The sequence below is a fragment of the Curtobacterium sp. MCBA15_013 genome (genome assembly GCF_001865095.1).
Classification (GTDB): domain Bacteria; phylum Actinomycetota; class Actinomycetes; order Actinomycetales; family Microbacteriaceae; genus Curtobacterium.
On sequence record NZ_MJGQ01000013.1, the window covers coordinates 22,924 to 44,343 of the forward strand.

21 protein-coding genes and 1 tRNA gene are annotated in these 21,420 nt (G+C 72.0%); 17 read left to right on the plus strand and 5 right to left on the minus strand.

From position 1 onward, the window contains the following. Positions 1-24 precede the first annotated feature (24 nt). The 5 genes from BIV01_RS08905 to ccsB are packed head-to-tail and all read left to right on the plus strand — an operon-like array spanning position 25 to position 4,706. Positions 25-681 carry a histidine phosphatase family protein gene (locus BIV01_RS08905; protein ID WP_071296702.1) on the plus strand — a complete coding sequence of 219 codons (657 nt, stop codon included), beginning with the start codon at positions 25-27 and terminating at the stop codon, positions 679-681. Then, complete coding sequence (locus BIV01_RS08910; RefSeq protein WP_083413893.1) at positions 678-1,295, plus strand: TlpA family protein disulfide reductase; 618 nt, start codon at positions 678-680, stop codon at positions 1,293-1,295. Before BIV01_RS08905 ends, BIV01_RS08910 begins: the two co-directional genes overlap by 4 nt. A gap of 45 nt (positions 1,296-1,340) precedes the next feature. Then, entirely contained in the window at positions 1,341-2,039 is a 699-nt protein-coding gene (locus BIV01_RS08915) for a cytochrome c biogenesis CcdA family protein (RefSeq protein WP_071296728.1), read from the plus strand. Continuing rightward, on the plus strand, positions 2,023-3,714 hold the full coding sequence (gene resB, locus BIV01_RS08920; RefSeq protein WP_083413895.1) for a cytochrome c biogenesis protein ResB: 1,692 nt from the start codon (positions 2,023-2,025) through the stop codon (positions 3,712-3,714). Before BIV01_RS08915 ends, resB begins: the two co-directional genes overlap by 17 nt. Positions 3,715-3,719: 5 nt before the next feature. Then, positions 3,720-4,706: a c-type cytochrome biogenesis protein CcsB gene (gene ccsB, locus BIV01_RS08925; protein WP_071302648.1), complete on the plus strand. Its 987-nt coding sequence runs from the start codon at positions 3,720-3,722 to the stop codon at positions 4,704-4,706. A gap of 261 nt (positions 4,707-4,967) precedes the next feature. On the opposite strand, the gene BIV01_RS08930 is transcribed toward ccsB, so the two are convergent. Continuing rightward, complete coding sequence (locus BIV01_RS08930; protein ID WP_083413897.1) at positions 4,968-5,945, minus strand: o-succinylbenzoate synthase; 978 nt, start codon at positions 5,943-5,945, stop codon at positions 4,968-4,970. A 132-nt stretch (positions 5,946-6,077) separates the two neighbouring features. Here BIV01_RS08930 and BIV01_RS08935 point away from each other — a divergent pair, with 132 nt between their 5' ends. The 4 genes from BIV01_RS08935 to BIV01_RS08950 all read left to right on the plus strand — a co-directional run bounded on the left by BIV01_RS08935 (position 6,078) and on the right by BIV01_RS08950 (position 9,748). Further along, complete coding sequence (locus BIV01_RS08935) at positions 6,078-6,578, plus strand: hypothetical protein (protein WP_071302597.1); 501 nt, start codon at positions 6,078-6,080, stop codon at positions 6,576-6,578. Between the two features lie 22 nt (positions 6,579-6,600). Then, on the plus strand, positions 6,601-7,530 hold the full coding sequence (locus BIV01_RS08940) for a 1,4-dihydroxy-2-naphthoyl-CoA synthase (RefSeq protein ID WP_071296704.1): 930 nt from the start codon (positions 6,601-6,603) through the stop codon (positions 7,528-7,530). After that, a complete protein-coding gene (locus BIV01_RS08945; RefSeq protein ID WP_071302598.1) occupies positions 7,530-8,666 on the plus strand; it encodes an AMP-binding protein in 1,137 nt (378 codons plus the stop codon). Before BIV01_RS08940 ends, BIV01_RS08945 begins: the two co-directional genes overlap by 1 nt. A gap of 86 nt (positions 8,667-8,752) precedes the next feature. After that, complete coding sequence (locus BIV01_RS08950; protein WP_254790973.1) at positions 8,753-9,748, plus strand: 1,4-dihydroxy-2-naphthoate polyprenyltransferase; 996 nt, start codon at positions 8,753-8,755, stop codon at positions 9,746-9,748. Positions 9,749-9,757: 9 nt separating this feature from the next. Here BIV01_RS08950 and BIV01_RS08955 read toward each other — a convergent pair whose 3' ends face one another. Next, positions 9,758-10,084 (minus strand): DUF4229 domain-containing protein, encoded by a 327-nt coding sequence (locus BIV01_RS08955; RefSeq protein WP_071296706.1) that lies wholly within the window; start codon positions 10,082-10,084, stop codon positions 9,758-9,760. Between the two features lie 65 nt (positions 10,085-10,149). Between BIV01_RS08955 and BIV01_RS08960 the strand changes: the two genes are divergently transcribed. Together BIV01_RS08960 and menD are read left to right on the plus strand one after the other, a co-directional pair. Next, on the plus strand, positions 10,150-10,548 hold the full coding sequence (locus BIV01_RS08960; RefSeq protein ID WP_071296707.1) for a PLDc N-terminal domain-containing protein: 399 nt from the start codon (positions 10,150-10,152) through the stop codon (positions 10,546-10,548). Beyond that, on the plus strand, positions 10,541-12,289 hold the full coding sequence (gene menD, locus BIV01_RS08965) for a 2-succinyl-5-enolpyruvyl-6-hydroxy-3-cyclohexene-1-carboxylic-acid synthase (protein ID WP_071302650.1): 1,749 nt from the start codon (positions 10,541-10,543) through the stop codon (positions 12,287-12,289). The genes BIV01_RS08960 and menD overlap by 8 nt, the downstream gene beginning before the upstream one ends. Before the next feature lie 54 nt (positions 12,290-12,343). On the opposite strand, the gene BIV01_RS08970 is transcribed toward menD, so the two are convergent. Then, entirely contained in the window at positions 12,344-13,603 is a 1,260-nt protein-coding gene (locus tag BIV01_RS08970) for an isochorismate synthase (protein WP_071302599.1), read from the minus strand. Positions 13,604-13,662: 59 nt separating this feature from the next. Here BIV01_RS08970 and BIV01_RS08975 point away from each other — a divergent pair, with 59 nt between their 5' ends. From BIV01_RS08975 to BIV01_RS08990, 4 genes are all read left to right on the plus strand, one after another. Next, on the plus strand, positions 13,663-14,454 hold the full coding sequence (locus BIV01_RS08975; RefSeq protein ID WP_070419487.1) for a demethylmenaquinone methyltransferase: 792 nt from the start codon (positions 13,663-13,665) through the stop codon (positions 14,452-14,454). A 33-nt stretch (positions 14,455-14,487) separates the two neighbouring features. Then, a complete protein-coding gene (locus tag BIV01_RS08980) occupies positions 14,488-15,567 on the plus strand; it encodes a polyprenyl synthetase family protein (protein WP_070418365.1) in 1,080 nt (359 codons plus the stop codon). Positions 15,568-15,649: 82 nt separating this feature from the next. Then, positions 15,650-17,032, plus strand: a complete 1,383-nt coding sequence (locus tag BIV01_RS08985) for an FAD-dependent oxidoreductase (RefSeq protein WP_071302600.1) — start codon at positions 15,650-15,652, stop codon at positions 17,030-17,032. A gap of 19 nt (positions 17,033-17,051) precedes the next feature. After that, positions 17,052-18,170 (plus strand): heparan-alpha-glucosaminide N-acetyltransferase domain-containing protein, encoded by a 1,119-nt coding sequence (locus tag BIV01_RS08990; protein ID WP_071296710.1) that lies wholly within the window; start codon positions 17,052-17,054, stop codon positions 18,168-18,170. Positions 18,171-18,306: 136 nt separating this feature from the next. Here BIV01_RS08990 and cls read toward each other — a convergent pair whose 3' ends face one another. After that, positions 18,307-19,767 (minus strand): cardiolipin synthase, encoded by a 1,461-nt coding sequence (cls, locus tag BIV01_RS08995; RefSeq protein ID WP_071302601.1) that lies wholly within the window; start codon positions 19,765-19,767, stop codon positions 18,307-18,309. 16 nt (positions 19,768-19,783) lie between these two features. Further along, positions 19,784-20,272: a YajQ family cyclic di-GMP-binding protein gene (locus BIV01_RS09000; RefSeq protein ID WP_069712130.1), complete on the minus strand. Its 489-nt coding sequence runs from the start codon at positions 20,270-20,272 to the stop codon at positions 19,784-19,786. A gap of 139 nt (positions 20,273-20,411) precedes the next feature. Here BIV01_RS09000 and BIV01_RS09005 point away from each other — a divergent pair. Together BIV01_RS09005 and BIV01_RS09010 are read left to right on the plus strand one after the other, a co-directional pair. Further along, positions 20,412-20,496: transfer RNA gene (locus BIV01_RS09005), tRNA-Tyr, on the plus strand. A gap of 57 nt (positions 20,497-20,553) precedes the next feature. After that, entirely contained in the window at positions 20,554-21,375 is an 822-nt protein-coding gene (locus BIV01_RS09010) for an inositol monophosphatase family protein (RefSeq protein WP_071302602.1), read from the plus strand. Positions 21,376-21,420 lie beyond the last annotated feature (45 nt).

A 21,420-nucleotide genomic window follows, 5' to 3' on the forward strand; every position in this document is an offset into this window, starting at 1 on the left:
CCTGAGCGACCTACACTGGAACCCATGCCCGCGTCCCGAATCCACCTCGTCCGTCACGGCGAGGTGCACAACCCGGACCGTGTCCTCTACGGGCGGCTCCCCGGCTTCGGGCTGAGCGACCTCGGCAAGCAGATGGCCCTCGCCTCCGCGACCGCGTGGAAGGACGCCGGCGTCGACGTCCGGCGGATCGTGGCCTCGCCGTTGCAGCGCACGCAGGAGTCCGCCGCGCCCTGGTCCGAGGCCTTCGGGCTCGACGTCGCCCTCGACGAGCGGCTCATCGAGCCGACCAACCGGTACGAGGGACAGCCCCCGGGCTTCACGAAGCGTTCGCTCGGACGCCCGGCCGAGTGGCCCTGGATCGCGAACCCGTTCCGGCCGAGCTGGGGCGAGGCGTACGAGTCCATCGCGAACCGGATGCTCGCGGCGATCGCCACGGCGTGGGAGAGCGTCGACGACGGAGACGTCGTCCTCGTCAGCCACCAGCTGCCGATCTGGATGGTGCACCGCCGTCTCGCCGGCGAGCAGCTCTGGCACGACCCGCGCAAGCGACGCTGCGACCTCTCCAGCATCACCACCGTCGAGCGTGTACCCGCCACCTCGTCCGGTCGGTTCACCGAAGTCGGGTACGCGGACCCGGCGCAGGCCCTGCGCGCGACCGCCATCGACGAAGGAGCAGTGTGATCACCAGCAGGAGCAAGCGGTTCGCGGTGCTCGCGGCGACGGCGGTGACCGCCGCCCTCGTCCTGACGGGGTGCTCGTCCGACAACGACTCGCTGTCGAAGCAGTACGGCAGCGGCACGACCCAGAACTACATCTCCGGTGACGGCGCCGTGACCGAGGTCGCCGCCGACAAGCGCACCGACGCGGTCGACTTCGAGGCGAAGGACATCGACGGCGAGACCCTGTCGTCGAAGGAGCTCAAGGGCAAGGTCGTCGTCCTCAACTTCTGGTACGCCGGCTGCCCGCCGTGCCGTGCCGAGGCGAAGTACCTCAACAAGGTCCACGACCAGTTCGCCGACGACGACGTCCAGTTCATCGGCGTCAACGTCCGTGACGAGCAGGCCACCGCCGAGGCGTTCGAGCGCACCTTCAAGGTCGACTACCCGACGGTGCTCGACCAGAAGACCGGCGCGATGCAGCTCGCGCTCTCCGGGCAGATCGCCCCGAACGCCGTGCCCGCCACGATCGTGCTCGACAAGCAGGGCCGCGTCGCCGCCCGCGTCCTCGGTGCGGTCGACGGCCCGGGCATCCTGAACACGCTCGTCTCCGACGAGTTGTCGGGCAAGGCTTCCTGACCCGTGTCCAGCAACCCCTTCGCCGACGCGATCCTCAGCGGGCAGATGGCCGTGGCGCTCCCCGTCGCGGCACTCGCCGGGCTCGTGTCGTTCCTGTCCCCGTGCGTGCTGCCCCTCGTGCCGGGCTACCTCGGCTACGTCGGCGGCGTCGCCGAGGGCGGACAGCGCCGCGGTCGCGTGGTGCTCGGGGTGCTGCTGTTCATCCTCGGCTTCACCGCGGTGTTCGTGGCGTACACGACGGTCTTCGGCGCGCTCGGGTTCTGGCTCGTCCGGTGGCGCGACCTCATCACGCAGATCCTCGGCGTCGTCGTCATCGCGATGGGTCTCGTCTTCGTCGGCCGCTTCACCTTCCTGCAGCGCACGATCAAGCCCGGGTGGACGCCCGCGACCGGCCTGGTCGGTGCGCCCCTGCTGGGCATCGTGTTCGGGCTCGGCTGGACGCCCTGCCTCGGCCCGACCCTCGCGGCGATCAACCTGCTCAGCGTCCAGTCCGGCAGCGCCTGGCAGGGCATGTGGCTCGGTGTCGCGTACTGCCTCGGCCTCGGCGTCCCGTTCGTCCTCGTCGCGCTCGGCGCCGGCTGGGCCACGGGTGCGATCCGCGCCGTGAAGCGCCACATGCGCATCGTCAACATCATCGGAGGAGCGATCCTGATCGTCATCGGTCTGCTCATGGTCACCGGCATCTGGTCGGCCGTCATGTCGAGCGTCGGGGCGGTGATCCAGACCTTTGTCCCCGCAGTCTGACCCCGACATCGACTCCACCGACACCTCGGCGGACCCGCAGCGACCGTCGGACCACGTCGACGGATCCGGCCCGGAGACGGCTGCAGGCGGGTCGGGCGACTCCGGCGTCAACCAGCCGAAGCTCGGGGCCGTCGGGTACCTCCGCTTCTTCTGGCGGCAGCTCACGAGCATGCGCACGGCGCTGTTCCTCCTCATGCTGCTGGCACTCGCGGCGATCCCGGGGTCCCTGGTCCCGCAGCGCACGGCCGACCCGAACGGCGTCGTCCAGTACAAGGCCGACCACCCGCAGCTCTTCCCGGTCCTCGACAAGCTGCAGGTCTTCGACACCTACACGTCGGTGTGGTTCTCGGCGATCTACCTGCTGCTCTTCGTGTCCCTGATCGGCTGCATCGTCCCGCGCACGAAGCACCACTGGCAGGCGCTCCGCACCCGACCCCCGAAGACCCCGGTCCGCCTGAGCCGTCTGGCCGGCTACCGCTCGGTCGCCGTCGACGGCGAGGGCGTCACGCCGGAGCACGCCGTCACCCGCGCGATGGCGATCCTCAAGCGCTCCGGCTACCGCGTCGAACGCTTCGGCGACTCCGTGAGCGCCGAGCGCGGCTACCTGCGCGAGACCGGCAACCTGGTGTTCCACGCGGCGCTCGTGGGCGTGCTGCTCGCGGTCGGTGTCGGCGGCGGGTTCGGGTACACCGGTCAGCGACTCCTCGTCGAGGGTCAGACGTTCTCGAACGTGCTCGGCTCGTACGACTCGTTCAACCCCGGTCGCTGGTTCCAGCAGAGCGACCTCAAGGGCTACAACTTCACGCTCGACAAGTTCGTCACCAAGTACGAGGAGCGGAACCTCGACGCCCTCGGCCAGGCGCTCGACTACTCGGCGACGGTCACGACGCAGGAGAAGGGCCGCTCCAAGCAGACGAGCCGACTCGGCGTCAACGACCCGGTGAGCGTCGGCGGCACCAACGTCTACCTCCTCGGCAACGGCTACGCGATGGACGTCACCGTGCGCGACGGCGACGGCAACGTGGCGTTCCAGGACACCGTGCCGTTCCTCCCCGAGGACGCGAACTACACGTCGACCGGCGTCATCAAGGTGCCGGACGCGCTGCCGGACCAGCTCGGCATGGTCGGGTTCTTCTACCCGACGGCGTCGAAGCTCTCGACCGGCGCGTACGCCAGCGCCTACCCGGACGACCAGAACCCGCTGCTGACCCTGCAGGTCTACACGGGTGACCTCGGGCTCGACGACGGCGTCCCGCAGAGCGTCTACACGCTCGACACGAGCGGCCTGCAGCAGATCGCGGGCCGCCAGTCCAAGACCGCCAGTGTCGAGCTGAAGCCCGGGCAGACCAAGACGCTGCCGGACGGCGCGGGGTCGATCACGTTCGACGGGGTGAAGCGCTACGTCTCGCTCGACGTCCACCACGACCCGTCGCAGCTGTGGGTCGGCGGCTTCGCCGTGCTGTCCGTCCTCGGGCTCCTCACGTCGCTCTTCGTCCCGCGCCGTCGCGTCTGGGTGAAGGTCGTGCCGCGCCGCGACGGCAGCGCCGACGCCGAGCCGGGCTACGACCTCGAGTACGCGGGCCTCGCACGCGGCGAGGACCCGAACCTCGAACGGGCTGTGGCGGACATCGCCAAGCGCCACACGTCGGACCTCGGAGTTAGGATGCCCCAGTGAACGACATGACCACGAACCTCGCGACCTACTCGGTCGTGCTGACGTACTCCGCCATGGCGGTCTACGTCATCGCGTTCATCGCGTTCGCCCTCGACATGGCGAAGCGGGCCGGCAACGTGACGGCTGCGTCCGACGCCGCTGCGGCACCCGCCGTCGGCGCGGAGCGGACCGTCGCGACCGTCCAGGGCGGCACCGTCGTCCTCGAGCAGGTCGCCGTCACCGACGAACGAGCCGGGCGCCGCGGGACGAAGTTCGAGCGGGTCGGCATGGCGATGACGATCCTGGCGCTCGTGCTGCACGTCGCGTCCGTCGTCCTGCGCGGGATCGCGGCCGACCGCGTGCCGTGGGGCAACATGTTCGAGTTCTCGCTGACCGGCACTGCGCTGATCACCCTGATCTTCCTGCTCGTGCAGTTCTGGCAGAACCTGAAGTTCCTCGGCGTCTTCATCACCGGCCTCACGATCATCCTGCTCGGCATCGCGACCGTGAACTACTGGGTGCCCGTCGTGCCGCTGCAGCCCGCGCTGCAGTCGTACTGGCTCGTCATCCACGTCTTCGTCGCCATCGCCGGCACGGGCTTCTTCGCCCTGGGTGCCGGACTCGCCGTGGCGCAGCTCGTGCAGACCTACCGCCAGGGTCGGACCGCCTCGGGCAAGCTCCGCTTCATGGAGACGCTGCCGGACGCCGACCGGCTCGAGGTCCTCACCTACCGCGTCCTGCTCGTCGGGTTCGTCCTCTGGACCTTCACGCTCATCGCCGGTGCGATCTGGGCCGAGCGCGCCTGGGGTCGCTACTGGGGGTGGGACACGAAGGAGGTCTGGACCTTCATCATCTGGGTGGTCTACGCCGGGTACATCCACGCGCGTGCGACCCGCGGGTGGCGTGGCGCGCGGTCGTCCTGGCTGGCCCTCATCGGCTTCGCCGCGGTGATGTTCAACTTCTCGGTCGTGAACGTGTTCTTCAAGGGCCTGCACAGCTACTCCGGGCTCTGATCCGGACGGGTCGCTGATGCGGCCCTGGTCGCGACCACCACCGGACGGGAGGCGCGGTGCCAGCTGGCACCGCGCCTCCCGTCCGTCGTCGGCGCGAGTCCGAGGCCGAGCCCGAGGCACGAGCCCTGGTGCGAGCCCAGGCGCGAGCGCGAGGTCGCGCAATCCGTCGCCCGGCGCGCGTCGGAGCGACCGAACGTGCGACCTCGGCGAACGCGAGCGGCAGGTCGTGCGACCGGGCCGACCGTGCGCCCGGGCGGCCGGTCAGCCGGCGAGGAGCGCGTGCACCCGCTTGAGCCGCGCGAGCCACCACGCGGCACGCTCCGGCGACGCCGCGTTCCGCTCGAGCAGGTCCCGGTCGACCTCGACCCGCCGCACCGGCACCCGCCCGTCCACCGGCAGCAGCGGCGCCGCCGACACGTCCGACGTGAACATCGCCGCGGTGCCGAGCCCCGCGGCGTACCCGGGCGACATCGCCTCGGCCGCGAGGAACGCACCCATCCCCAGCCCGACCGACGTGTCGAGCGCACTCGACACCACGCAGGGGAGCCCGGCGTCGGCGACGACCGCACGCGCGGCGGTGATGCCGCCGAGGGGCTGCGCCTTCACGACGAGGACGTCGGCGGCACCGGCCCGGGCGACGGCGAGCGGGTCCGAGGCCTTGCGGACGCTCTCGTCCGCGGCGATCGGCACGCCGAGCCCGGCGATCCGCTGCCGGAGCTCGGCGAGTTCCGGCACCGTGCTGCACGGCTGCTCGGCGTACTGCAGGTCGAACGGGGCGAGGCGCTCGAGGGCCTCTGCGGCGGAGTCGACGCTCCAGAGCCCGTTCGCGTCCACGCGGACCGCCGCGGAGGGGCCCATCACCCGTCGGACCTCGGCGACGCGGGCCACGTCGTCGTCGATCGTGGTGCCGGGTTCGGCGACCTTGACCTTGGCGGTCGTGCAGCCCGGGTATCGCGAGAGGAGGTCCGCGACGCCGTCCGGAGCGATCGCCGGCACGGTGGCGTTCACGGGGACGCTGTCCGCGGCGGGCTCGTGCGTCGTCCAGCCGAAGTCGACCGCGGCCCGGAGCCACGCGGCGGCCTCGGCGTCGTCGTACTCGACGAACGGGGAGAACTCGGTCCACCCGGCCGGGCCGCGCAGGACGAGGGCCTCGCGCACCGTGATGCCGCGGAACCGCACCCGCATGGGCAGCGCCACCACGTGCGCGTCGGAGAGGAGGTCGTCGAGGTCGGGGAGCACCTGGCCATCATCCCAGGAGCACCCAGGGCACCCCACGGTTCCTCGGAGCGGACCGCCAGGGCAGCGCACTAGTCTGCATCGGTCGGCCACGGTCGGCAGCCCAGCACCAGCACCGAGGACGAGGGAGGACCTGTGGCGCCGGAACCGCAGCAGCGCGCGTCGCAGCGTTCCGCAGCACCGTCCTCGGCGCGTGCGCAGGCCCCGGGCGCGCGTGCGCAGGCCCCCGGTCGCGACACGGGCGAGTTCGCCCGGCTCATGCAGCGGAACACCGTCGACGTCCGGCAGGAAGCCCAGAAGGGGCGCAAGAAGCGCAACCCCGTGGTCGGCAAGATCGCCCTGGGGCTCGCGGTCGTCTCCGCCGCGGTCGACGCGAGCGCCTTCGCCGTCTTCATGGGCGGCGACACCGACTTCGCGTTCGGCATCTGCTTCGTGGTGGTCTTCCTCACGCTCATCGCCGCGGTGCTCGGGTTCGTCGCCGCGGTGGGGTCGTTCGGCCGCTGGTACGGCGCCGTCGGGGTCGTCGTGGCGTTCTTCGCGAACCCGGTGATCCTCATCGTGCTGCTCGTGATCGTCGCCCCCGAGCTGCTGACCGACATGGGCGGTTCGGCCGCGACGGATGGCGCGGGGCTGTAGCACGCGGCGGTAGCGTTGGAGCATGGCTGCTCCCGTCTCCGACCTGTTCGACCCCGACGTCTGGACCGCGGCTCCGATCGCGGAGCAGTTCACCGACATCACGTACCACAAGCACGTCTCCCACGGGATCGTCCGGGTCGCGTTCGACCGGCCCGAGGTGCGGAACGCCTTCCGTCCGCGCACCGTCGACGAGCTGTACCGCGCGCTCGACGACGCCCGGCAGGACCCGCGTGTCGGCGTCGTGCTCCTCACCGGCAACGGCCCGAGCCCGAAGGACGGCGGTTGGGCGTTCTGCTCCGGCGGCGACCAGCGCATCCGCGGCCGGAGCGGCTACCAGTACGTCGGTGACGAGGGCGCCCCGCCCGAGGGGGTCGACCCGGCAGCGGCGCAGGCGTCGATGGGGCGGCTGCACATCCTCGAGGTCCAGCGCCTGATCCGGATGATGCCCAAGGTCGTCATCGCCGTCGTCCCGGGGTGGGCGGCGGGTGGGGGCCACTCGTTGCACGCGATCTGCGACCTCACCATCGCGAGCGCCGAGCACGGCAGGTTCAAGCAGACCGACGCCGACGTGGGCTCGTTCGACGGCGGGTACGGCAGCGCCTACTACGCCAAGCAGATCGGCCAGAAGTTCGCGCGTGAGGTCTTCTTCCTCGCGCAGGAGTACTCGGCGCAGCGCGCGTACGAGATGGGCGCCGTGAACGCCGTCGTCCCGCACGAGGACCTCGAGCGCGAGGCGGTCCGCTGGGGCGAGATCGTGCTCGGCAAGTCCCCGACGGCGATCCGGATGCTCAAGTACGCCTTCAACGCGGTCGACGACGGCATGGTCGGCCAGCAGGTGTTCGCCGGTGAGGCCACGCGGCTCGCCTACGGCACCGACGAGGCGGTCGAGGGTCGTGACTCCTTCCTCGAGAAGCGCGCGCCCGAGTGGACGTCCTTCCCCTGGCACTACTGATGGCCCGTCCGCTGGTCGCGACCAGCACGTCGGACGCGTCGGTCGTGCTGCGGGGCCTGGAGGCGGCACTCGCCGGCGGCCCCGCCCTGCTCCCGGTCGCGGACGGCGCTCCGGCGCTGCCGACACCTGCTCCGGCCACCGTCCCGCAGCGGGTCGCCCTGGTCGTCGAGACGAGCGGGTCCACCGGCACCGGCAAGCGCGTGGCGCTCTCGTCGGAGGCGCTCCTCGCCGGTGCCGCTGCGGCGGACGCGGCACTCGGGGGCCCCGGCGGCTGGGTGCTCGCGTTGCCGACGCACTACATCGCGGGGCTCAACGTCCTGACCCGGTCGATCACCGCGGGGACGGCGCCCGTCGTCGTCGCTCCCGGGCACTTCGACGCGGGTGCGTTCGCCGACGCGGCCGACCGGCTCGTCACCGGTCCCGGGGCACCGCGGCGATACACCTCGCTCGTCCCGGTGCAGCTCGCCCGGGTGCTCGACGACGAGCGGGCCACCCGTGCCCTCGCCGGGTTCGACGCCGTGCTCGTCGGCGGGCAGGCGACCCCGGCGCCGCTCCGTGACCGGGCCCGCGCCGCCGGCGTCCGGATCGTGACGACCTACGGCGCGAGCGAGACGAGCGGCGGGTGCGTCTACGACGGTGTCCCGTTCGGCACCGTCCGCACCGAGCTCGTCGACGGCGAGCTGTTCCTGTCCGGGCCGATGCTCGCCGAGGGCTACCTGGACGACCCCGACCGCACGGCGGCGACCTTCACCGAGCGCGACGGACACCGCTGGTACCGCACGGGCGACGCCGCCGAGGTCGTCGACGGTGTCGTGCGGGTGCTCGGCCGGCTCGACGACGTCGTGATCTCGGGCGGCGAGAAGGTTCCGCTCGGCGCCGTCGAACGGATCGTCCGCGGGCTCGACGGGCAGGAGGGCGCGGTGGTCACGCGCCGGGCGTCGGGGGAGTGGGGCGAGGTCCCGGTCGTCGTGACCGACCGTCCGCTCGACCTCGACGTGGTCCGCGCCGCGGTCGGCGACGCCCTCGGGCGGGCCGCACGGCCGGCCGACGTGGTCGTCGTCGAGCGGCTCCCGATGCTCGCGACCGGCAAGCCGGACCGCCGGGCGATCCGCGCGATCGCGGACCCGACCGCCTGACGGGGGTGGGTCGACCGCCGATCGCGATCCGTTCCTCCTGGGCCGGCGTCCCGGACGCACGGCGGACGCGGATACGATGGACGGTCGTGGCACGCACGAAGAACACGAACCGGTCCAGGAACCGCTCCGGCAACCCGGCCAAGGCCGCGGCACCGCAGCGCACGAAGCGCCGCGCGACCGCGGGCGACTGGATCGGCGGGGCGCGCCTGCGCACCCTGACGCTCGGCGTCGTCCCCGTCGTGATGGGCACGACGGTCGGGTTCGTGGACAGCGGTGAGGCCGGTGACTTCGGCGACTGGCTCGCGAAGGGCCACCACCTGCCCATCGCGATCCTGGCGCTGCTCGTCGCGCTGTTCCTGCAGATCGGCGTGAACTACAGCAACGACTACTCCGACGGGGTGCGCGGCACGGACGAGTTCCGCGTCGGGCCGGCCCGCCTCACCGGAGCCGGACTCGCGAAGCCCCGCACCGTGCTGACCGTCGCGCTGACGTTCTTCGGGCTCGCAGCCGTCGCCGGCATCGTCATCGTGGTGCTCACCCAGCTGTGGTGGCTCCTGCTCGTGGGCGCTGCCGCCATCGTCGCGGCGTGGTTCTACACCGGCGGCAAGAAGCCGTACGGGTACAACGCCCTCGGCGAGGTCTTCGTGTTCGTGTTCTTCGGACTCGTCGCCGTCCTCGGTACGCAGTTCGTCCTCATCGACCGGGTCACCCCGAGCGGGTGGGCCGCTGCGATCGCCGCCGGGTTCTTCGCCTGTGCGGTGCTGATGGTGAACAACATCCGCGACATCGACGAGGACCGTCTCGCGGGCAAGCGCACCCTCGCGGTCGTGGTCGGACGGCCGGTCGCCCGGGTGCTCTACGGCCTGTTCCTGATGCTGCCGTACGTGGTACTGCTCTGGTTCGTGCTGCTCTACTTCCGCACCGGGTTCACGTACTTCTCGCTGCTGCTGGCGCTGCCGGCACTCGCGATCGGCGTCTCGTCGCGGAAGCCGCGGGAACTCATCACGGCGCTCCAGCTGTCGTCGTTCGCGTCGCTCGTGTTCGGCGTCGTGCTCGGCATCACGCTCGCCGTCCAGCCGTAGCCCGGCGGGTCAGTCGTCGCGGTGCTCGCGGCGCGCTGCGTGGCGGTCGGCGTCGGAGACCGGCTGCTCGACCGGGGAGTCGCTGTCGGCCGCGTCGACGAAGTCGTCCTCGAAGTCGGTGTCGACGTCGTGCTCCGGCGCCGGTCGACGGTTCGCCAGGCTCTCGGTGACGCGACCGCGCAGCTTCGGCAGGGCGATGTACGAGATGAGCAGCGCCACGAGCGCGGCGACGATCGTCGCCCAGTAGCCGGGCATCGGCGTCAGGAGCAGGAGCAGTGCCAGCGCCGCGGCGAAGATGCCGAGGCGGGCCAGGGTGTACACGAGCCACGCTTTCACCTGCGCAAGTCTACGGATGCGCAACCGGCAGGGACCCCACAGGCTGCCGACCTAGACTCCCGGCCATGATCCGACTGTGGCTGATCGTCGTCGTGGCCGCCGTGGCGTTCACGGTCTACGCGGCCATCGACTGCGCCACGATGCCCCGCGAGCGTGTCCGTTCCCTCAGCCGTGGCGTGTGGGTCCTCCTCGTGATCGTGCTCCCCGTCCTCGGCGGCGTCCTCTGGTTCGTCCTCGGCCGGGCACCGGCGACCCGTCCCGGCGGTGGCTCCGGGTACCGTGGTCCCGAAGACGACCCGGACTTCCTCGGCGGCCCCAGCGGCCCCGAGCAGCACCGCACGGACAAGGACCAGGACGACGAGACCCTCCGAGACCTCGAACAGCAGTTCCGCGAACGAGAACGACGCGCCGACCGAGACCGCCGCGACCAGCACCGCGACGACGACGGCCGCACCGATCGCTGACGGCCCGGCCGGTTCCGGCAGCCCGGCGACCGACTTCGCCGTCGCGCTCCTGACCGAGCTCGCCCGGGCCGGTGTGACCGACGTCGTGGTGAGCCCCGGCTCCCGGTCGCAGGCGCTCGCCCTCGCTGCCGTCGCCGTCGAGCGGGCGGGCGGCATCAGCGTGCACGTCCGGCTCGACGAGCGCACCGCCGGCTTCTTCGCGCTCGGGCTCGCCGTCGAGTCCGGTCGGCCCGCCGCGGTCGTGACCACCTCGGGCACCGCGGTCGCCAACCTGCACCCCGCCGTGCTCGAAGCGCACCATTCCGGTGTGCCGATGATCGTCGTCAGCGCGGACCGCCCGGACGAGCTCCGGGGCATCGGCAGCAACCAGACCACGGTGCAGCCCGGGCTCTTCGGGCCGGCCGTCGCCGTCGTCCGCGACGTCGAGGCACCCACCGCGCACGGGGTCGACGCCGACACCGCCGCCACCGTCCGGGAACTCGTGCGCGAAGTCGTCGCCGCGGCCGCCGGCCACACGGGGCAGCCCGGGCCGGTCCAGCTCAACGTCGCCTTCCGCGAACCGCTGTCGGCCGGACTGGGCGAGGGGACGGTCCAGCCGGTGCCCGACGACGAGGTCGACCTCGCGTTCGCCACCAGGCGGGTGCACTCCGGTCTGCCGGCCGTCGACCTCGCGCCGGACGACGAGCCCGCGACGGTCGTCATCGCGGGACACGACGCGGGGGCGGACGCCGAGCGGATCGCCTGGGAGCTCGGTGCGCCGTTGCTCGCCGAGGTGTCGAGCGGTGCGCGGTTCGGGCGGAACCTGGTCGTCACGTACCGTGAGCTCCTGCGCGACCCGGACTTCGGCGGTGCGGTCCGCCGTGCCGTCGTGCTCGGCCACCCCACCCTCAGCCGCGAGGTCCCCGCGCTCCTGCAGCGCGCCGACGTCGAGACGATCGTGGTCCGCGGACCGGGGGCCGATCCGTACGACCCGGCCCGCGCCTCCCGGCCCGACGCCGCGACCACCTTCGTGTCGGACGTCCGCGTGACGGGCCGCACCCGGCCGGAGCACCGCGCCTGGGTCGGCCGGTGGGTCGCCACGAGCCGCGCGCTGCTCGGCGGTGGCGACGCCGGCCCCGACCTCGATGCGAAGCGCTCCGGCGACCGCGCCGAGCGCAACAAGTTCCTCCGCGACGAGGTGGCGCTCCGCCGCCGCGCCGTCGACCGCACGATGCTCGCGGACGCCGTCTGGGGTGCGACCTGGCCGCACGACCGCCTCGTGCTCGGCGCCTCGCAGATCATCCGCGTGGCCGACGGGCACGTCGCGGGCAAGGCGATCCGCGTGCACGCGAACCGCGGACTCGCGGGCATCGACGGGACGATCTCGACCGCGCTCGGGATCGCCGCCGCGCTCGAGCGTTCCACGGCCTCGGTCGGCACGACACGCGTCCTGCTCGGCGACCTCACGCTCCTGCACGACCTCGGGGCGCTCGTGACCGGCACCGAGGAGCACCCGCACCGCGTGCAGGTCATCGTCGGGAACGACGGCGGGGGAGCGATCTTCCGGGGGCTCGAGGTCGCGGCGACGACACCGGAGGCCGACATGCGCCGCATGATGACGACGCCGCAGCACGTCCACGTCGAGCCGGTGGTGACCGGGCTCGGCTGGGAGTACCGGCGCGCGGCGACCTGGGGCGACCTCGAGCGGGTCCTGACGGACCCGGCCGAGCGCGTCGTCATCGAGGTGCCGCTGGCCGACTGAGCGGCACCGGGCCGCGGCCGGCGCCCGGCCGGCACCGCGCCTCCTGGCAGTCGACTAGGCGAGCGCGTCGGTGACCGGCCGGAACTTCAGGGCCGTCTCGGCGACCTCGCGCGCCGGGTCGGACCCGGCCACGATGCCCGCGCCGGCCCACGCCCGCACGGTGCCGTCGTCGGAGATCCGGGCGCTCCGCAACGCGAGCATCCACTCGCCGTCCCCGTTCGCCCCGAGCCACCCGACCGGCCCGGCGTAGCGCCCGCGGTCGACGCCCTCGAGCTCGGAGACGAGCCGGACCGCGACGTCGGTCGGGGTCCCCGCGACCGCGGCGGTCGGGTGCAGGGCATCGGCGACGTCCAGCGAGGTCGTGCCGACGGGCAGCGTCGCCTGGACGTCGGTCGCGAGGTGCCACAGGTTCGGCAGCTGCAACCGGAACGGCTCCGGGTCGGCGCGGAGGTCGGACGCGATCGGCGCGAGCGCGGCCAGCAGGCTCTGGATCGCGAAGCCGTGCTCCTCGACGTCCTTCGCGCTCGCGGCGAGGGCCTCGGCGGCGGCGCGGTCGGACACCGGGTCGGTCCCACGCGCCGCACTGCCCGCGAGCACGCGTGCCGAGAGCCGGGTGCCGTCGGTCCGGGCGAGGGTCTCCGGCGTCGCGCCCACGATGCCGTCGACGGCGAACGTGACGCACTGCGGGTACGCCTCGGCGAGGTCGAGCAGGATCGCTCGCTGGTCGGCGCCGTCGGGGAGGGTCCCGACGAGGTCCCTCGCCAGCACCACCTTCTCGGCGTCACCGGCGGTGATCCGCCGGACGGCGTCGGCGACCGTCGCGGCGTAGGCGTCCTCGTCGATGGCACCGGGACGGAGCGCGACGGACACGTGCGGACCGACGTGCGGCACCGGCACCGACGTGCGCGTGAAGGTGAGGGGTTCGGGGTCGAGCGTGGTGTCGACGGCGGTGAGCCAGGCCTTCCCGCGGCGGCGGCCGATCACGACGCGCGGGACGATCAGCACGCTCGTCTCGGTCGAGTCGTCGGCGAACGCGAACGCGCCGAACGCGACGAGCCCGGTGCCGCGCAGCTGCACGGGGTCGTCGACCAGGGCGTCGCGGACCAGGGACCGCCAGGCCGCCGAGGCCTCGCGCATCCGGTCCGGGCCGGTGAACGTCCACCGCACGGCCTCGCCGATGCCGACGATCCCGTCGCCGTTCCGGACGAACGCGAGCGGGCTGTCCCGGAGGGTGTGGCGGAGGACGGCGCCCGGGTCGTCGAGGATCCGGGTCGAGACCGTCAGCGGTGGGGCCGCCGTGGTGGTTCGGGTCACCCCACAGATCGTACGCGCCGCGCGGGGAACGTCCGGGCACGACCTCTAGGATGTTGTGGGTGAGCAGAGCGGACCTGAACAAGCGGCCGGACGAGGTGGCGGCCATGTTCGACGACGTCGCCGCGAAGTACGACCTCACGAACGACATCCTCTCGGCGGGCAACGCTCCGCTGTGGCGTGTCGCGACGGTCCGCGCGGTCGACCCCCAGCCCGGCGAGAAGGTGTTGGACATCGCCGCGGGGACGGGCACGAGCGCAGCGGCCTTCGCGAAGAAGGGTGCCGAGGTCACGGCGCTCGACCTCTCCGCGGGCATGATCGCCGTCGGCCGTGAACGCCACCCCGAGATCACCTTCGTCGAGGGCGACGCCGAGCAGCTGCCCTTCGACGACGACACCTTCGACGCCGTCTCGATCTCGTTCGGGCTGCGCAACGTGAACGACCCGATGCAGGCCCTCGGCGAGATGCTCCGGGTCCTCAAGCCCGGCGGTCGTGTCGTCATCTGCGAGTTCTCCACGCCGCCGCTCGCCCTGCTCCGCTTCGGGTACGGCACGTACCTCAAGCGCGTGCTCCCGGGCGTGGCACGGTTGTCCAGCAGCAACCCGGCGGCCTACCGCTACCTCGCCGAGTCGATCGAGGCGTGGCCCGACCAGCAGGTCCTCAGCCAGTGGCTGCGCGGCGTCGGGTTCTCGGTCGTCGCCTACCGGAACCTCACGGCGGGTATCGTCGCACTGCACCGCGGTCGCAAGCCCGTCGCGGGCGAGGTCCGCGAGTCCGTCGCCCGGCGTGCCAAGGCCCGTCGCGAGCACCAGCACACCGGTGAGCAGCCGAGCGTCGACCCCACCGACGCCTGACCGGTCCCTCCACCCCCGAACACGGAGCAGCACTTGAATCCGAGCGTCCCGGTCGCACGTCGCGCACCGAGTCTCCGCGCATCGCTGGGCATCGGCGAGCGACTGTTCGCCACGCCCGCGGAACGCCGGTTCATCGCCGCGGTCGACGACGGCCTCGAGCTCGTCGAGCAGGGGCTCGAGGAAGCCATGCGCTCCACCGACACCCTCGCCGACACCACGAGCCGGTACCTGCTGTCGGCCGGGGGCAAGCGGATCCGGCCGACGCTCACGCTCCTCATCGCGCAGCTCGGTGACGGGGTGACCGACGCGGTCGTGAAGGCCGCCGTGAGCATCGAGACGACCCACCTGGCGTCGCTCTACCACGACGACGTGATGGACGAAGCGCCCGTCCGACGCGGTGTCCCCGCGGCCCACGTGACCTACGGCAACAACGTGGCGATCCTCACCGGCGACCTGCTGTTCGCGCGTGCCAGCCTCATCACGGCCGACCTCGGCACCGAGGGCATCCGGATGCAGGCGGAGACCTTCCAGCGGCTCTGCATGGGCCAGCTCCACGAGACGACGGGCCCCCAGCCCGAGGACGACCCGGTCGAGCACTACATCCAGGTGCTCAGCGACAAGACCGGCTCGCTCATCGCGACGGCCGCCCGCGCCGGTGTGATGTTCTCGGGCGCCGACCGCACGTACCTCGACGCCGTCGGCACCTTCGGCGAGAAGGTCGGCGTTGCCTTCCAGCTCGTGGACGACGTGATCGACCTCGCCCCCGCGAAGGCCAAGACCGGCAAGATCGCCGGCAACGACCTGCGCGCCGGCGTCGACACCCTGCCGCTGCTCCAGCTCAAGCGCCTCGCCGCGACCGGTGCCCCCGACGCGGTGGACCTGCTCGGGCGCATCGAGCGCGACGTGAACGCCGCACCGGACGACGTCGTCGACTCGGCGCCGTACCAGTCCGCCGTGGCCGCCCTGCGCGAGCACGAGGCGACCGCCGCGACCCGTGCCGTCGCGGTCCGCTGGGCGACGGACGCCGTCGACGCCCTCGCACCCCTGCCGGACGGCACCGTCAAGCGGGCACTCGTCCGCTTCGCCGAGTCCGTCGTCGAACGCAGCCGCTAGCGCCGGACCGCCGCGGTGACCGACGGTCCCGCCCCTCGAACCCCCTCGGGAGCACCCCACCCGAACGAACTGGAGACGATCAGTGCCCACCCTCCGAGTCGCCATCGTCGGCGCAGGCCCCGCCGGCATCTACGCCGCCGACATCCTGCTGCGCGAGGCCCACGGCCACGACGTGTCGATCGACCTGTTCGAGCAGCTGCCCGCCCCCTACGGCCTGGTCCGCTACGGCGTCGCCCCGGACCACCCGCGCATCAAGGGCATCGTCAACGCGCTGCGCGACGTGCTCGACCGCGGTGTCGTCCGGCTGTTCGGCAACGTCCGCTTCGGCGAGGACATCACCCTCGACGACCTCCGGCAGCACTACCACGCGGTCGTGTTCTCGACGGGTGCGATCAAGGACGCCGACCTCGACGTCCCCGGTGTCGAGCTCGAGGGGTCGTACGGCGCCGCCGAGTTCGTCAGCTGGTTCGACGGCCACCCCGACGTCCCGCGCACGTGGCCGCTCGAGGCCGAGAGCGTCGCGGTGATCGGCAACGGCAACGTCGCCCTCGACGTCTCGCGCATCCTCGCGAAGCACGCCGACGACCTGCTGCCGACCGAGATCCCCGCGAACGTGTACGAGGGACTCAAGGCGTCCCCGGTCACCGACGTGCACGTGTTCGGCCGCCGCGGCCCGGCGCAGGTGAAGTTCACCCCGCTCGAGCTCCGCGAGCTCGGCGAGCTCCGCGACGTCGACATGATCGTCTACGACGAGGACTTCGACCACGACGAGGCCTCGAAGACCGCCATCGCCACGAACAAGCAGGTCATGGTGATGAACCGGGTCCTCGAGCAGTGGCGCACCCGTGAGACCGGCCAGGCGAGCCGCCGACTGCACCTGCACTTCTACGCGAAGCCCCTCGAGTTCATCGGCGAGGACGGCAAGCTCACCGCCATCCGGTACGAGCGCACGCGGCCGAACGGCCAGGGCGGCGTCGAGGGCACGGGCGAGATCCGCGAGATCCCGATCCAGGCCGCCTACCGCGCGGTCGGGTACTTCGGCTCGCCGTTGCCGGGCGTCCCGTTCGACGAGCGCCACGGCGTCATCCCGAACCACGAGGGCCAGGTCCTCGACGACGACAACCAGCAGATCCCGGGCGTCTACGCGACCGGCTGGATCAAGCGCGGCCCCGTCGGGCTCATCGGCCACACGAAGTCCGACGCGATGGAGACCGTCCAGCACATCGTGAACGACCAGGCGAGCTGGTGGACCCCGGCCGACCCGTCCGAGGGCGCGATCCCGGCCCTGCTCGCCGAGCGTGGTGTCGAGTACACCGACCTCGACGGTTGGCACAACCTCGACACCCACGAGCTCGCCCTCGGCGAGGCCGAGGGCCGCGAGCGCATCAAGGTCGTCCCGCGCGAGGACATGGTCGACGTGTCCCTCGGCCGCGTCGACGCCCGCACGGGCTCGGCGACGAGCTGACCGGCGGACCGCGAACGCCATGACGACCGCACGCCCCGCACCGCCCACCGCGCTGCGGGGCGTGTCCGTCTCCGGGGTCCGGCTCGAGGGCGTCGACGTCGCCCGTGCGCTGGCGCTGCTCGGCATGATGGCGACCCACGTCGGGGGCATCGCCGACCAGGTCGACTGGTCGGACCCCGGCACCTGGGCCGCCGTCGCCCACGGCCGGTCGTCGTCGCTCTTCGCGGTGCTCGCCGGCGTCTCGATCGGTCTGACGAGCGGTCGGACGTCGCCGCCCGGCCCGCCGCGGATCGGTCGGGTCCGTGGCCGGCTCGCGATCCGCGCGCTCGTCGTCGTCGCGGTCGGCCTGCTGCTCATGGCGCTGCAGACCCCGGTCTACGTCATCCTCCCGACGTACGGCGTGCTGTTCCTGCTGGCGATCCCGGTGCTCCGGGTCCGTGCGCGCTGGCTGCTGGTCCTCGCCGCGGCGTGCGCCGTGCTGTCGCCCGTCGTCGCCCTCGGCATCGTCCCGCTCTACGCGGACGCCGGCATGTGGGAGGTCCAGCTCGGCCTCGTCTACCCCGTGGTCACCTTCCTGGCGTACGTGCTGGTCGGTCTCGCGGTCGCCCGTGTCGGACTGGAGGGACGGCGCACCCAGGTGGTCCTCCTCGCGTCCGGCGCGGTGGTCGCCGCCCTCGCCTACCTCGTCGGCAACGCGGTCGCGCCGGTGCCCGCCGACGCCGGGTTCGCGTTCCCCGGTGTGCCGTACGCGGGCGAGGGGAGCACCGCCGCCGAGGCCACGGCGCAGCTGTTCCTGTCGCCGCGGGACCACTCCTCGTCGATCGTCGACGTCGTGGGGACCGCGGGAGTGGCCGTCGCCGTCATCGCGCTCTGCACGCTGGTGTTCGACGGGCGGGGCGAGGTCGTCCGACGCATCGGGTACCCGTTGGCTGCCGTGGGGTCGATGCCGCTCACGGTCTACGCGGGGCACCTCGTCGTGCTCGCGGCGCTGCCGACGTACCCGGACTCGGCGGCGGCGTGGGGCTGGTTCGCGCTGGGGTCGATCGTGTTCGCGATGCTCTGGAGGCGGTTCCTCGGGAGGGGGCCGCTCGAGCGCGTGACCGCCCGACTCACCCGCCTGGTGCCGGACCCGCGCTGACCGCCCCCGCCGCCGCGCACCCGCACCCGCTCCCGCGCACCCGCGCGCGGCACCGCCACCGCGCACCCGCGCCCGGGCGACCACCCGCGGCCCGCACCTGCCCGCCGGTCGCGACCCGCGCCTCCTGGGCCGGCCGCTACTGCAGCGCCGCCGTGAGCCGCGCGACGTTGTCGAGCACCTGCGACCGACGCGGCCGCTCCACCCACGCGTCGAGCGTCAACTCGAAGCTGTGCTCCTTGTAGGCGTCCTGGACCTCGCGCAGCGCATCGACGAAGCGGCTGCCGCGGACCATCACGGAGACCTCGAGGTTGAGGCTGAACGACCGCATGTCCATGTTGCTCGACCCGATCACCGCCACGTCGTCGTCGATCGTGAAGTGCTTCGCGTGCAGGATCGTCGGCGCCCGGTACAGCCAGATCTTCACGCCGGCCCGGAGCAGCCCCTCGTAGTAGGAGCGCTGCGCGTGCCACGTCATCGCGTGGTCGCCCATCTCGCCGACGAACAGCTCGACCTCGACCCCGCGCTGCGCCGTCGTGGTGATGGCGTAGAGCATGGAGTCGTCGGGGACGAAGTACGGCGAGGTGATCGACACCTTCTGCTGGGCCGAGTAGAGCAGGGCGTTGAAGAGGCGCAGGTTGTTCTCGCCGTCGAACCCGGGGCCGGACGGGACGACCTGGCAGTCGAGTGCGTCACCGCGGTCGGCCCGCTGGACGGGGTCGCTCTCGCGGAGCAGCAGCTCGTCGGTCTCGCTGTACCAGTCGGTCACGAACAGGGCGTTGAGCCCGGCGACGATGGGACCCTCGAACCGCGCGAAGAGGTCCTTGTACTGCATGCCCTTGTCGATGTGGGACTTCAGGTCGTAGGACTTGTCGATGAGGTTCTGCGACCCGGTGAACGCGATCGACCCGTCGATGACCACGATCTTCCGGTGGTTGCGGAGGTCCGGGCGCTGGAACTTCCCCTGCAACGGCAGCAGCGGGAGCATGAGGTGCCACTCGATGCCCGCGCGGTCCATGAACGCGAGGGTGTCCTTGTAGCCCGGGTAGCCGCGGCTCGCCCAGTGGTCGAGCAGGACCCGGACGGTGACGCCGCGGGCCTGGGCGCGGGCGAGCGCCTCGAAGAACGGGCGCGTGGTGTCGTCGAGGGTCGCGATGTAGAACTCGACGTGCACGAACCGCCGCGAGCCGTCGATCGCGCGGGTCATCTCGGCGATCGACTCGTCGTAGTCGGGGTAGAGCTCCGCGGAGTTGCCGCCCACCAGGGGCATGGCGCCGAGTTCGCGGTTCAGGCGGGTGATGCTGTCCAGCCACGCCGGCCACGGGTGGTCGCGCCGGACGCGCTCGATCCCCTCGGTCTGCTCGAGGATGTACGCGTTGATCTCGGTCTGCTTCTCACGCCGGGCGTGCGGGAGCTTCGTCGACCCGATGACGAGGAAGACGATGAACCCGATGTAGGGGATGAGGAAGATCGCCAGCAGCCAGGCCGTCGCGGTCTGCGGCTTCCGGTTGATCGGGACGTAGATGATCGAGAAGACGCGGATCGCCAGGTCCAGCAGGACCAGGAAGACCGTGATCGCGACGGTGAGCCAGTGCTCCACAGCGGCGGGCGGCGCGTCAGCGGAAGTTGATGAACTGCAGCGGCACGTCGAACTCTTCACCCTTGAGGAGCTGGATCGTGTTCTGCAGGTCGTCGCGGCTCTTCGAGGAGACGCGCAGTTCGTCGCCCTGGATCTGGTTCTTCACGGTCTTCGGGGCGTTGGCCCGGAGGAACGCGCCGATCTTCTTCGCCACGTCCTGCTCGATGCCGTTCTTGAACTTCACCTCGATGCGGTACTCCTTACCCGACGGGTACGGGTCACCCGCGTCGAGGCTCTTGAGGCTGATGTTCCGCTTGATCGCCTTGCTCTGCAGGACGTCGAGGACGGCCTTCGCGCGCTCTTCCGAGTTCGCCTTGATGAGGACGTCCTCACCGCTGAACGCGATCGATGCGTCGGCGCCCTTGAAGTCGTACCGCTGCTCGATCTCCTTGGCGGCCTGGTTGAGGGCGTTCTCCGCCTCCATCTTGTCGACCTTGCTGACCACGTCGAAGGAACTGTCTGCCATGCGGGACAGCCTAACGGCGGACGGGAGGCGCGGTTCGGCACCCGTGGATCGGCCCACGGTGGTCACGAGCACCGTCTCGGATCGGCTATGCTTTCATGCGCGCCTTCGGTTGGTGACTACACGGGCCGGGTGCGCACATGGCAAGTTACCCAAGCGGCCAAAGGGATCTGACTGTAAATCAGCCGGCGTAGCCTTCGGGGGTTCGAATCCCTCACTTGCCACCATCGGAACGGCCCCGTCCTCATCGGACGGGGCCGTTCCGTTTCCGCGAGGATGGACGCATGCCCTCCGACCTCACCCCCGTCCAGTTCGCCGACCTCGCCGAGTCCATCGCCCGAGAGGCAGCAGCGCTCGCCGCACGCCGACGGGTCGAGGGGGTCGAGGTCGCCGACCGGAAGTCGAGCATCGTCGACGTGGTCACGGCTGCCGACCGCGAGGTCGAGGCACTCGTCCGGGCCCGGATCGCCGAGGCCCGGCCGGACGACGCGTTCTTCGGTGAGGAGTCCGGCACCGGCGCGGGGACCTCGGGCATCACGTGGGTGGTCGACCCGATCGACGGCACGGTCAACTACCTCTACGGCAGCGCCGAGTACGGCGTGAGCATCGGCGTGGTGCGCGGGCCGGCGGACCCGACCTCGTGGGAGCCGATCGCCGGCGTGGTCGTCCAGCCCGCGACCGGCGTCGTGTTCCGCGCGGCCGCCGGCGAGGGTGCCACGCGCGACGGGGTCCCGCTGCACGTCGGGACGCCGGCCTCGCTCGCCGAGACGCTCGTCGCCACCGGCTTCGGGTACACCGCCGAGCGCCGTCGGCAGCAGATCGCGGTACTCGCCGGACTCATCGGCGAGGTCCGCGACATCCGCCGTGGGGGAGCGGCCTCGCTGGACTGCTGCGCGGTGGGGGTCGGCACCGTGGACGCCTACTACGAGCGCGGGATCAACCCGTGGGACATGGCCGCCGGGTCGATCGTCGCCCGTGAGGCCGGCGCCGAGACCCGGATCTGGGAGGCCGGCGGCACGCGGTCGTTCCTCTTCGCCGCACCCGCGGTCGCGGACGAGCTCGCGGACCTGCTGCGGCGTCTCGAGGAGTCCGTGCTGGCCGGGTGAGGACATCCCGAGGACTGGCGTCTCCCGGACGCTCCTGCTAGCGTG

What these genes read in the sequence shown, in the direction of transcription:
- BIV01_RS08905 (WP_071296702.1), top strand. Translation starts at nt 25, where the DNA reads ATGCCCGCGTCCCGAATCCACCTCGTCCGTCACGGCGAGGTGCACAAC.
- BIV01_RS08915 (WP_071296728.1), top strand. Translation starts at nt 1,341, where the DNA reads ATGGCCGTGGCGCTCCCCGTCGCGGCACTCGCCGGGCTCGTGTCGTTC.
- ccsB (WP_071302648.1), top strand. Translation starts at nt 3,720, where the DNA reads ATGACCACGAACCTCGCGACCTACTCGGTCGTGCTGACGTACTCCGCC.
- BIV01_RS08940 (WP_071296704.1), top strand. Translation starts at nt 6,601, where the DNA reads ATGGCTGCTCCCGTCTCCGACCTGTTCGACCCCGACGTCTGGACCGCG.
- BIV01_RS08945 (WP_071302598.1), top strand. Translation starts at nt 7,530, where the DNA reads ATGGCCCGTCCGCTGGTCGCGACCAGCACGTCGGACGCGTCGGTCGTG.
- BIV01_RS08960 (WP_071296707.1), top strand. Translation starts at nt 10,150, where the DNA reads ATGATCCGACTGTGGCTGATCGTCGTCGTGGCCGCCGTGGCGTTCACG.
- BIV01_RS08990 (WP_071296710.1), top strand. Translation starts at nt 17,052, where the DNA reads ATGACGACCGCACGCCCCGCACCGCCCACCGCGCTGCGGGGCGTGTCC.
- BIV01_RS09000 (WP_069712130.1), bottom strand. Translation starts at nt 20,272, where the DNA reads ATGGCAGACAGTTCCTTCGACGTGGTCAGCAAGGTCGACAAGATGGAG.
- BIV01_RS09010 (WP_071302602.1), top strand. Translation starts at nt 20,554, where the DNA reads ATGCCCTCCGACCTCACCCCCGTCCAGTTCGCCGACCTCGCCGAGTCC.